This window comes from Sutterella sp. (assembly GCF_052272535.1).
In the GTDB taxonomy this organism is placed as follows: Bacteria; Pseudomonadota; Gammaproteobacteria; order Burkholderiales; family Burkholderiaceae_F; genus Sutterella.
In genome coordinates, this window is record NZ_DAVZJY010000064.1 from 1 (window position 1) to 10,506 (window position 10,506).

Annotated in this window: 9 protein-coding genes; 7 read left to right on the plus strand and 2 right to left on the minus strand. The window is 66.6% G+C overall.

Annotation, left to right across the window (positions count from 1 at the left end):
• Positions 1-154: 154 nt before the first annotated feature.
• From ACT6Y9_RS04915 to ACT6Y9_RS04945, 7 genes are all read left to right on the plus strand, one after another.
• The gene (locus tag ACT6Y9_RS04915; protein ID WP_443743702.1) at positions 155-2,647 is read left to right on the plus strand and encodes a heavy metal translocating P-type ATPase; all 2,493 of its coding nucleotides are present in this window, start codon (positions 155-157) and stop codon (positions 2,645-2,647) included.
• A gap of 28 nt (positions 2,648-2,675) precedes the next feature.
• Complete coding sequence (locus tag ACT6Y9_RS04920) at positions 2,676-3,287, plus strand: HMA2 domain-containing protein (RefSeq protein WP_295478105.1); 612 nt, start codon at positions 2,676-2,678, stop codon at positions 3,285-3,287.
• A 26-nt stretch (positions 3,288-3,313) separates the two neighbouring features.
• Positions 3,314-3,751 carry a hypothetical protein gene (locus ACT6Y9_RS04925; protein WP_443743703.1) on the plus strand — a complete coding sequence of 146 codons (438 nt, stop codon included), beginning with the start codon at positions 3,314-3,316 and terminating at the stop codon, positions 3,749-3,751.
• 446 nt (positions 3,752-4,197) lie between these two features.
• Positions 4,198-4,434, plus strand: coding sequence for a FeoA family protein (locus ACT6Y9_RS04930; RefSeq protein WP_295478110.1), 237 nt, complete (start codon positions 4,198-4,200; stop codon positions 4,432-4,434).
• 25 nt (positions 4,435-4,459) lie between these two features.
• Positions 4,460-4,687 carry a FeoA family protein gene (locus ACT6Y9_RS04935; protein ID WP_295478114.1) on the plus strand — a complete coding sequence of 76 codons (228 nt, stop codon included), beginning with the start codon at positions 4,460-4,462 and terminating at the stop codon, positions 4,685-4,687.
• 50 nt (positions 4,688-4,737) lie between these two features.
• The gene (gene feoB, locus ACT6Y9_RS04940; RefSeq protein ID WP_443743704.1) at positions 4,738-7,128 is read left to right on the plus strand and encodes a Fe(2+) transporter permease subunit FeoB; all 2,391 of its coding nucleotides are present in this window, start codon (positions 4,738-4,740) and stop codon (positions 7,126-7,128) included.
• Between the two features lie 228 nt (positions 7,129-7,356).
• On the plus strand, positions 7,357-7,911 hold the full coding sequence (locus ACT6Y9_RS04945; protein WP_443743705.1) for a hypothetical protein: 555 nt from the start codon (positions 7,357-7,359) through the stop codon (positions 7,909-7,911).
• A 139-nt stretch (positions 7,912-8,050) separates the two neighbouring features.
• Here ACT6Y9_RS04945 and mutM read toward each other — a convergent pair whose 3' ends face one another.
• Together mutM and bcsG are read right to left on the minus strand one after the other, a co-directional pair.
• Positions 8,051-8,884, minus strand: coding sequence for a bifunctional DNA-formamidopyrimidine glycosylase/DNA-(apurinic or apyrimidinic site) lyase (gene mutM / locus ACT6Y9_RS04950; RefSeq protein WP_295478124.1), 834 nt, complete (start codon positions 8,882-8,884; stop codon positions 8,051-8,053).
• Positions 8,885-8,902: 18 nt separating this feature from the next.
• Positions 8,903-10,506 (minus strand): cellulose biosynthesis protein BcsG (bcsG, locus tag ACT6Y9_RS04955; protein ID WP_443743706.1); only part of this gene is annotated, 1,604 nt, incomplete at its 5' end.

Here is a 10,506-nt window from a genome sequence, read left to right on the forward strand (position 1 = left end):
AGGGAAAAGGGCTCCTCCCCCCCGGGCCTTCTCGTTGTGGTCCCCTTTGCGGCCCGCTCAGTGCGGCCCACTCCGGAACCGTCATTTCGAATCGCAAACCCCGCGCAGGCGCTCGGACGCCCGCGGGAGCCCTCAGAAGAGAGAGGCATTCTTCATGCAGTTTTATCTGAAGCACGCCGTCGGCAACCGCGAGCGCTGGAAGACCGCGAACACGCTCTCCCACGCGAGCGCGGTGATCATCGCCGACGAACTCGCCCGGGTGCCCGGCGTCACCGGCCTGACGGTGAATCCGCTCACGGGCAGCGTCACGCTCACCGTCGCCGACGCCGAAACGAAGCGCCGCACCGCGGCCTACTTCGCCGACCTCGTCAAGAACCCGCCGATCACCCGTCCGGGCCGCGCCGTCGTCGCCCGCGCCGACCGTGAGGAAGCCGCCCGCGGCATGCCCCTCGACCTCGAGGAGGCGCGCCGCCGCATGGGTCCGGGCCTCGTCTCGACCACCCTCGGTGCGATCGAGCGCGGCTTCACGAACATGCCGGTGCTCAACTTCTTCGGCCGCGTCCGCTCGATCCTCGAGCGCCTCTTCCCGGCGCTCTTCTCGCTCTCGCGCACGGCCGCTCAGGCCTCGCAGGCGGGCCAGGCTCTCGGCAAGGCCGCGCTCACGCGCCAGCCCGGCAAAGCGCCGGCCGTCTCCGAAGAGGACGCCGAGCTCGACTTCTCGAGTCTCGCGCGCTACGTGTTCCTGCGCCCCTTCTTCCCGTCGATCATCAACATCGGCAACGCCGTTCTCGATTCGATCCCGTACCTCATTGAGGGCGTGAAGAACATCTTCCGCGGGCGCCTGAACGTCTCCGTGCTCGACGCCTCGGCGATCCTCGTTTCGTTGATCCGCCTCGACTTCGGGACGGTGGGTCTGCTCACGCTCCTCCTCGGCTTGGGCGACATGCTCGAGCGCTACACCCGCAAGAAGAGCCTCGCCTCGCTCGCCGACCAGCTCGCGATCAAGGTGGACCAGGTCTGGGTGCGCGCCGCGGACGGCCAGCTCGTGCAGAAGCAGCTCTCCGAGCTCACGAAGGACGACCTCGTCGTCGTCCGCTCGGGCTCCGTCATCCCGGTCGACGGCGTGGTCGTCTCCGGCGACGCCTCGGTCAACCAGGCGACGATGACGGGCGAACCGCTCCCCGTTCACCGCGAACAGGGCGGCAGCGTCTTCGCGGGCACCGTCGTTGAAGACGGCGAGATCGACATTCGTCCGACCGCGATGGGCGACGCCTCGCGTCTCTCGCAGATCGTGAGCTTCATTCAGAACAGTGAAGCCGCGAAGGCGGGCATCCAGGGCAAGGCCGAGCGCCTCGCCGACGCGATCGTCCCGTACAACTTCCTCCTTGCGGGCTTGGTTTTCCTCTTCACGCGCAACCTTACCCGCACGGCCTCCGTGCTGATGGTGGACTACTCGTGCGCGCTGCGTCTCGCGACGCCGCTCGCCATCCTCACCGCGATGAAGAACGGCACCGAAAAGGGCGTCCTCGTGAAGGGCGGCCGCTACCTCGAGGCGCTCTCCGAAGTCGACACGGTGGTCTTCGACAAGACGGGCACGCTCACGCAGGCCCAGCCGGTGCTCTCCGACGTCGTCCCCGTGGACGGCGAATTCGACGAAGAGGAGCTGCTGCGCCTCGCCGCCTGCCTCGAAGAGCACTTCCCGCACCCGGTCTCGCGCGCCATCGTGCGTCAGGCCCAGGAGCGCGGCGTCTTCCATGACGACGAAGCGCACGACACCGAAGTCCGCTACGTCGTGGCGCACGGCATCTGCTCGGCCGTGGGCGGGCGCAAGTGCTTCCTCGGCAGCCGCCACTTCGTCGGCGAAGACGAGGGCATCGACCTGCACGTCGCGCAGCCCGTAGTGGACCGTCTCGCCCAGGAAGGCAAGTCGATCCTCTACCTCGCCGTGGGCGGGCGCCTCGCCGGCGTCCTCGGCATCGAAGACCCGGTTCGTCCTGAAGCCGCCGCGGCCGTCAAGGCCCTGCGCGAGCGCGGCATCAAGCGCATCCTGATGCTCACGGGCGACGACAACCGCACGGCCGCGCACGTCGCCGCACGCCTCGGGCTTGACGGCTACCGCGCTCAGGTTCTGCCGCAGGACAAGGCGCGCCACGTCCTTGAGCTCAAGGCTCAAGGCTGCCGCGTGCTGATGGTGGGCGACGGCATCAACGACTCGCCCGCGCTCTCCGCGGCGCACGTCGGCGCGACGCTGCGCGACGGCACGGACATCGCTCAGGAAGTGGCCGACGTCGTTCTGACGCGCAACAACCTCATGGACCTCCCGACCGCGATCGAACTCGGCCGCGCCACGATGGGCCGCATCCGCGAAAACTTCGCCGTCTCGGTGTCGCTCAACACCTGCTTCCTCGCAGGCGGCCTCACGGGCTTCCTGATGCCGGCGATCGGAGCGCTGCTGCACAACGCGACGACGATCGGCGTCTGCCTCAACGCGATGCGCCCGACCCTCGGCGCCTCGAAGAGCTTCTCCGAGGCGGTCTGCGAGATCGAAGCGAACATGCGCCGCACGATCAACCACCTTGCGAGCGAAGCGCCCCAGAGCGAAACGCCCGTGAAGCTCCCCTTCACGGAAGCGGACTCCGCCGCCTGATCCAACCCAATTCACGAAGGAAACAACAATGCTCGACCCCCGCACCTTCGTGCGCTCCGTCACCCACGGGCGCGCCCGCATCCGCCACGCTTCGCTCAAAGGCCTCACGGCCGATGAGGTGAAGTCCCTCACCGACATGATCTCGGGCTTTGACGGGATCACCTCGGTCGAGGTGAATCCGCGCGTCGGCAGCCTCCTCGTCACCTGGGACGAAGAGAAGACCAACGCCGAGGCGCTCCTCGCCGCGGCCGCCTTCTTCCTCCCTGAGGACGAAGAGGCCCCGGCCGCGGAGGCTGAAGCCGCCGCCCTCGAAACCGAGGGCTCGACCGCGCACGCCGCTCCTGAGAAGACCTGCGCCTGCCGCGAAACGGTCGTGAAGACCGCGGGCGGCGTGCTCGCCCTTGCGAAGAAAGGCGCCGTCAAGGCGCTCGACCTCGCCGCCCCGATCGTCGCCCCCGACGAAGTGAAGGGCCGCGGCGGCCGCACCCGCCGCGTGACGCAGAACCGCCTGATGCTCGGCACGCTCGCGCTCTCGCTCGGCGTCCTCGCCTTCCGGGGCGTGCGCGCCCACGTGATCTTCGGCGTCGCCTACACTCTCTTCCTGGCCGTGCACCTCGCGCAGCACCGCCGCGTGCTTTAAGGGAAGCGAACTTACAAAGGAGGAACATGAAGCTCTGGCTCAAAATCACGCAGGGACTCGCCGCCCTGCTTCTTTCCGCAGCCGCGCTCTCACTCCTCCTCTTTGCAGGAGCGCTTCTTCTCGGGCTCGCCGCCGTCGTCCTCATCGCGGCGGGCGGGCTCTTCCTCGCCGCCCCCGACGAGTCGAAGAAGACCCTCAGGCTCTTCATGGAGCGCATCGACCAATGGATCGCCGCCATGAAGGGCGTGGTCGAGGGCGCGGGCGAAGTGGTCCTCACCGTCATGGGTGCGGCCCGCGGCGTCCGGCCCGACCCCGAGGAGCCCGTGGGGACGTCCTTCCACCCCGCCTCCCCGGCGGCCGCCCCCGAGCACGAAGGCACGACGCCCGCTCAGGACGCCGCCCCCGCGGCCTCCGCTCCCCGGGCGTCGGACCGTCCTCCCGCCGCGAAGTCCTCCGGCCGCTGACGGTCCGCCCTCACGCCCCGCCGCGCTCTACTCAGCACGATTGAGCCCGTACCAGCCCTCACCGGCGGCGCGGGCTTTTCTTTGCCTGCTTGGGTCCGCGCGGATTCATCTAGCCCCGGGCGGAGAGCCCATGACGACGCACCACCCTTGCGGATTGTTGCTTTTCGTTAAGAGAGTCAACGTTTTTCTCTCATCTCTTTTTGCGTCTCGCTTTGACCCACGGTGCCTGCCCCCTTTTCGGCGTTGGGGAAAATCTCCACTGAGAAAGCCCCGGAAGAACAAGGCGTTTCATTCTCATTACCCGTGAGATCGCCGCCGCCGCAGGAGCCGGAAGACCTTGCAGGGATACATCAGAATCCCCCGAATGGAGGGCTTCCTGAGTTTGCAAATACAAAGTGTTCTCGTTACTATGCACCCTGTCACAACTTGCAACAAGGACTTTCCCCATGTCGGAACCGAAACAAATCCGCATTCTGACCACGCTCGGTCTGAATGAACCGGCCACGGTCGCGCGGATGAAGCTTCCCGACGCTGAGATCAGCCATCTCGGAGACCTCGGCGTGCGCGTCGGCAGCACCGTGCGCATTCTGCAGGCCTCCAAGGACGAACCGCTGCTCGTTGCCGTCGGCGACTGCCGAATCGCCGTCAACTACACGGTCGCTCAAAAAATCTACGTCTACTAAAAAAACACCTTAGTTCGAGGACATCATGTATCTGAAAGAACTGCCCGTCGGCTCCAAGGGCCGCATCGTCGGCTTCGGCAAGGAGCATCCCGAGTACCGCCGCCGCCTCGTCATGCTCGGCGCCACACCCGGCACGTCTTTTGAGGTCGTCCGCATCGCTCCCCTGGGCGATCCGATCGAAATCCGCGTCCGCGGCAGCTTCATCAGCGTGCGCCGCGATGAAGCGACCCTGATGGAAGTCGAAAAGCTCTGATTCCGCGCACCTCCCTCGGTAAGCAGGAACTTCTCTCTACTAGGACCAAAATGTCTCAGCACATCGTATGCGTGGTCGGCAATCCGAATTGCGGCAAGACCACCTTCTTCAACGCCCTGACGGGTTCCCACCAGCGCGTGGGCAACTGGCCGGGCGTCACGGTCGACAAGAAGACCGGCAACTTTGAATACCGCAACGAGAAGATCGAGCTCGTCGACCTTCCGGGCATCTACTCCATCACCCCGGCGGCCTCGTCGGGCGAAGACGAACGCGTCGCGCGCGACTACGTCCTCGCGGGCGAAGCCGAAGCGGTGATCAACATCGTCGACGCCTCGAACCTCGAGCGCAACCTCTACCTCACGGCTCAGCTCATCGAAATGCAGGTTCCGATGATCGTCGTCGTGAACATGCTCGACATCGCCAAGCAGCACCGTCTCGAGATCAAGCTCGAGAAGCTCCAGGAAGAGCTCGGCTGCCCGGTGGTCGGCATCGTCGCCTCGCGCGAAGCCGGCCTCACGGACTTCAAGGACGTGCTCGTCAACTTCCTCGAGCGTCCGACCGTCCCGCCGATGCAGGTTGAGTTCGACGAACAGATCACCCAGACGATCAACCGCGTCGCCGACAACCTCCAGAGCCAGGGCGTCGCCCGTCCGGCCTGGTTCGCCAGCCAGTTCATGGAAAAGGCCCCAGGCCTCGGCGAGAAGCTCACCGGCGTGAACGTCGAAAAAGTTGAAAAGATCGTCAACGACCTCGACGAGAAGATGAACGGCGACCTCGACATCGCCATCGCCAACGCCCGCTACGGCTTCGTCTCGAAGGTCGCCGAGAAGGCGATCGTCCGCCTCGGCCAGGCCTCGCAGACGATGACCGACAAGATCGACCGCGTCGTGCTCAACCGCTGGCTCGGCCTCCCGATCTTCCTGCTCATCATGTACGTCATGTTCCTGTTCACCCAGAATCTGGGCGGCAGCTTCATCGACTTCTTCGACATCCTCGTGGGCGGCATCTTCGTGGACGGCTTTACGGTCCTCCTCGAAAACATCGGCGCTCCGGAATGGCTCATCGCGATTCTCGCCACCGGCGTCGGCGGCGGCATCCAGACGGTCTCGACCTTCATTCCGCCGGTCTTCTTCCTGTTCCTCTTCCTCGCCGTGCTTGAGGACTCCGGCTACATGGCCCGCGCCGCGTTCGTCATGGACCGCCTGATGCGCGCCCTGGGTCTCCCGGGCAAGGCATTCGTGCCGCTCATCGTCGGCTTCGGCTGCAACGTGCCCGCCATCATGGCGACCCGCACGATGGACCGCGCCTCCGACCGCATCATCACGGTTCTGATGACGCCGTTCATGTCCTGCGGCGCCCGCCTCCCGGTGTACGTCCTCTTCGCGACCGCCTTCTGGCCCACCAACGGTCAGAACGTCGTGTTCCTCCTCTACATCATCGGCATCGTCGCCGCGGTCTTCACGGGCTTCCTGCTGAAGCGCTCCGCCCTGCCGGGCGCCGCCAGCGCCTTCGTGATGGAGATCCCGCCGTACCACATCCCGACCTTCAAGGGCGTGATGCTGCGCACCTGGGACCGCGTCAAGACGTTCCTCTTCCGCGCCGGCAAGGTGATCGTCGTGATCGTGGGCGTCCTCGCGTTCCTCAACTCCCTCGGCACCGACGGCACGTTCGGCAACGAGGACTCCGACAAGTCCGTCCTCTCGCAGATCGGCCGCACGATCGTTCCGATCTTCCAGCCGATGGGCGTGACTGAGCAGAACTGGCCTGCCGCCGTGGGCGTCTTCACCGGCGTCTTCGCGAAGGAAGCCGTGGTCGGTACGCTGAACTCCCTCTATGACGGCATCGCCGCCGCCAAGGCCGAGGAAGCCGCCAAGGCTGATGCCGCCGCCAAGCCCGAAGGCGAAGCGACGGCTGAAGAAGCCGCTCCTGAGGAAGAAGAAGGCTGGTCGCTCAGCTCGATCTTCTCCGACGCCGTCAACACCACGATCGACAACCTGAAGGGCCTCGGCAGCGCGTTCGCCGACCCGATGGGCATCGAAGTGGGCGACCTCTCGGATACGGAAGCCGCTGCTGAAGACCAGGAAGTCACGACCGGCACGATCGACACGATCAAGGAATTCTTCGGTTCCCAGTCGGCCGCCTTCGCCTACCTCCTGATGGTTCTCCTCTACATGCCCTGCTGCGCGGCCATCGCTGCGGTCTGGCGTGAAGTCGGCACCGCCTGGACGATCTTCTCGGGCACGTGGTGCTGCGTCCTCGGCTACACCGCCGCGACGATCTTCTACCGCGCCGTCAACTTCGCCGAAGCTCCGGGCTACAGCGCCGTCTGCATCGTGGTCTCGCTCGCGATCATCTACGGCATGTACATGTGGATGAAGTCCTTCGCCAAGAAGGACGCCGAGAACTCCCCGAAGGTGATCCCGATCCATCCGGCTCACTAACGGCATGCAGCCCTCCCGCCCGGGTCCTCCCTGAGGATCCGACGCGGGGCGGCTCGTGAAAAGGTTTTTCCGAGCCTGGGGCGCTCCGGACTGCACGAGTCCGGGGCGCCCCTTTTTCATGTCCTTTTTCATGTCCTTTTTCGTGCCCGGACGTCTTAAAATACCGGGAACGGCGGCCGCAGCAGCAGCCGTCTCCCACTGAATCTCTCCAAAGGAGCCCATTGCGCCATGCGCTACGTCCGGGATCCCCTTCCCACCGTGCCGCTCGCCGAGTACCTCGAGGCGCTCAGGAACGCCCCGGTCCGGCAGCGCCTCACGCTGCCCCTGCCGCCCGTGACGGCGGGCGACCTCGTCTACGGCCTCATGGTGAACGAACTCATCACCCCCTGGGGAGCCGTGCTTGCGGCCTTCCCCGTGCGCTGGACCGAGCACCGGTTCGACGACCCGGAGGTGCTCGAACCCGTCGAATTCACGACCGAGTCGCGGCTTTCCGTCACGCCGCAGCCCGAGAACGACTACGCCGTGAAGCAGGTCCTCTACTCGAGCGCGCTCTACCGCGCGGAGATCCGCCCGGGATTCGACGACACGCGCACGCCGGGCTTCATCGGACGGCGCGCAAGCGCCGACGACACAGAGGCGCTTCTGGTGTTTGAGAAGACGGAGAAGCCCGTGGAGGACCTCGCCTGGGTCCCGCCCGCGCTGCGCGCGAAGTGCCGCGTGACGAAGGACGGCATCTACTGCCCGGTGGAGGACCTTTCCGCCGCGGACGTGTACTGCGCGTGACCGTACGAGCCCTCCTTGCGCGAGGGCGCTTCAGGTGAAGCTCCGTGACCCGCGCCGCTGCGCCTCCGACGGCGCCGCTGCGGCGCCGTTGTCGATTCGGGGCACCCCAAGCCCGAACCTCCATTTCATGCGCGAAGGCTCAGTGCTGGCAGTGCGGGCACCAAAAGGTGCTCCTGCCGCCCTGCTCGATGCGCTTCACCGGCCGCCCGCACGACGGGCAGGGTTCGCCCTCGCGCCCGTAGACCGCTGAGGAGAGCGGGAACCACCCGGTTTCGCCTTCGGGCCCGTGAAAGTCATGGAGCGTCGAGCCGCCCGCGGCGACGGCGCGCTCGAGGACGCTTCTGACAGCGCCGAGAAGGCGGCCGGCAGCCGCGAGCGAGAGCCCGTCCGCCGGCCGCGTCGGCCGGATCCGGGCGGCCCAGAGAGCCTCGGAGCAGTAGATGTTGCCGCAGCCCACCACGACGTCGCCCGAGAGGAGCGTCTCCTTGATCGAGCGGTGCGTGCGGCGCAGGCGCTCCTCGAAGACCTCGGGCGTGAGCCGCGCGTCCCAGGGCTCGAACCCGAGCTTGGCGAGGGGCGGGAGCCCGTAGGGATCAACGTCGAACCAGAGCACCGCGCCGAAGCGGCGCGGATCGGTGTAGCGCAGCACCACGTCGCCGAAGTCGATGTCGATGTGGTCGTGGCGGCCGGGCGCCGGGATGGGCCCGTTTGCGGGCCAGATGCGCCAGGAGCCGCTCATGCCCATGTGCGTGACGAGCCACCCAGGCGGCAGGCCCGGTTTTTCAAAACGCCAGACCAAATACTTGGCGCGGCGCTCGAGCGAAGCGAGCGTGCGCCCGGTGAGGAGGCGCGCGAGGTCGGGAACCGGCGCGCGGAGCATCGGGCAGCGCACCGCCGCCCCCGCCACCTCGTGGTGGAGGACGGCGGGGACGAGCCCGCGGCGGGTCACCTCAACTTCCGGGAGTTCAGGCACTGCGGCGCTCCTGCGGTACTACTTGCCGTAGGGCTTCCAGTCGCCGTCGTTCCTCTTGAGATACTCGACGCCCTTCATCTCGAGGATCTTCGCCGACCCGTTCTCCGAAACGGGGTGCGTCTCGGGGAGGTCCTTCACGAGGTCCTGAAGCGGCACGGCGCCGCCCTTCTTCGAGAAGAAGTTGGTCGAAAGCGTGCGGCCGATGAGGCTTGTGAGCGCGAGCCAGCTCGTGTCGCTCGTGACGTGGATCGGCTGGTCGGGGAGGCCCTTCACGCCGAAGAACTTCACGAGCACCGGCACCTCGGTGATGCGCAGCGTCGGGATGTCGCGCAGGCGCGGCGCCTGGATGCGGTCGCCGCGCACGGCCGCGCCGTGCTCCGGCGCGATCACGAGCATCACGCGGCGGCCCGAACGGTCGAGCTCGCGCATGAAGACTGAGAGGTCGTCGAGGAACCGCTTGGCGCGCGGCTTGAAGGGCTCGGAGCGCCCATGGCGCGGCAGGCGGTTGCCGTCGTGGAGCGAAATGAGGTTCATGAAGGTGACGCTGCGCTTCTCCTTGGCGCGCGTGATCGTGCGCTGCCAGAAGCGCAGGAGCGCGAGGTCGTCGGAGATCTCCTCGTCGTCAAAACCCATGTAGCGGACCGGAATCGGCTTCCCGGCGGTCTCGAGCGGAGCGGCGAGGCCCGTCTTGTCGCGCAGCGTCTGCAGGAAGTTGTCGTACTCGCCCGAATGGTCGAGCATCAGGTGCTGCGTGTAGCCCAAGGCCCCGAGACGGTTCAGGGTTTCGCACTCGGTGCGCCGCTCGCCGTATAGATCGTTGTGCGAGGGCTGACCGCAGGCACCCGTGAGGAGCCTCAGGGCGGCCGGGCCCGAATAGGACGTGGCCGAATTGAAGCGGTCGAAGCGGACGTTGAAGCGGTTCAGAACCGGGTGCGTGTCGAGATTCACCGCGGCGAGGTCATCGTTCGCGAGCGAGCAGACGTTGACCAACAGGATGTCGAACGGCACGTCCTTCTCCGGAATGCCGGTCGGGAGCTCCGCGCGGCGCTCCTTCTCATAGTTGAGGAAGGCCTGATACCACTCCTCGACGGTCTTGCTGTCGCTCACCTTGCCCTGAGCCGCAGGCGCGGCCTCGGCCATCACCGCATCCTCGAGGGGCGTCGGGTCGGCGCGCAGCGCCTCGAAGAGGGGCGTCATCGCCATGCCGACGAAGCAGCAGAGCGTGATCACGGTGATGCGGACCGCATCCTTGAAGAGCACGTAGAGGAGAACGCCGAAGACGCCCCACCCGACCATCTGCCAGTTGATGAAGTCGAGCGCGAGCTCCATCACGTAGGCGGCGGAAAAGCCCTTGATGCCGCCTGCGTTCTGCTCGATGCTCTCCCAGCCCGGGAGCCAGCTTTCGCTCCAGAGGAGCAGCACGGCGGCGACCAACGCGGCGAGCGTCCTCAGCCACCGCACCGGGCGCCAGGGAATCGGAATGAGGAGCGCGGCGGCGAGCACCGCGTTCCAGAGGAGGTTGAGCGAGAGGTACCCCGCCGAGGCGAGCCCCATCTTCGCGAGGAAGTAGAGGTTCCAGGCGCCGAGCCCCTGCCAGCCGAAGCCGAAGCCGAACCCGGCGC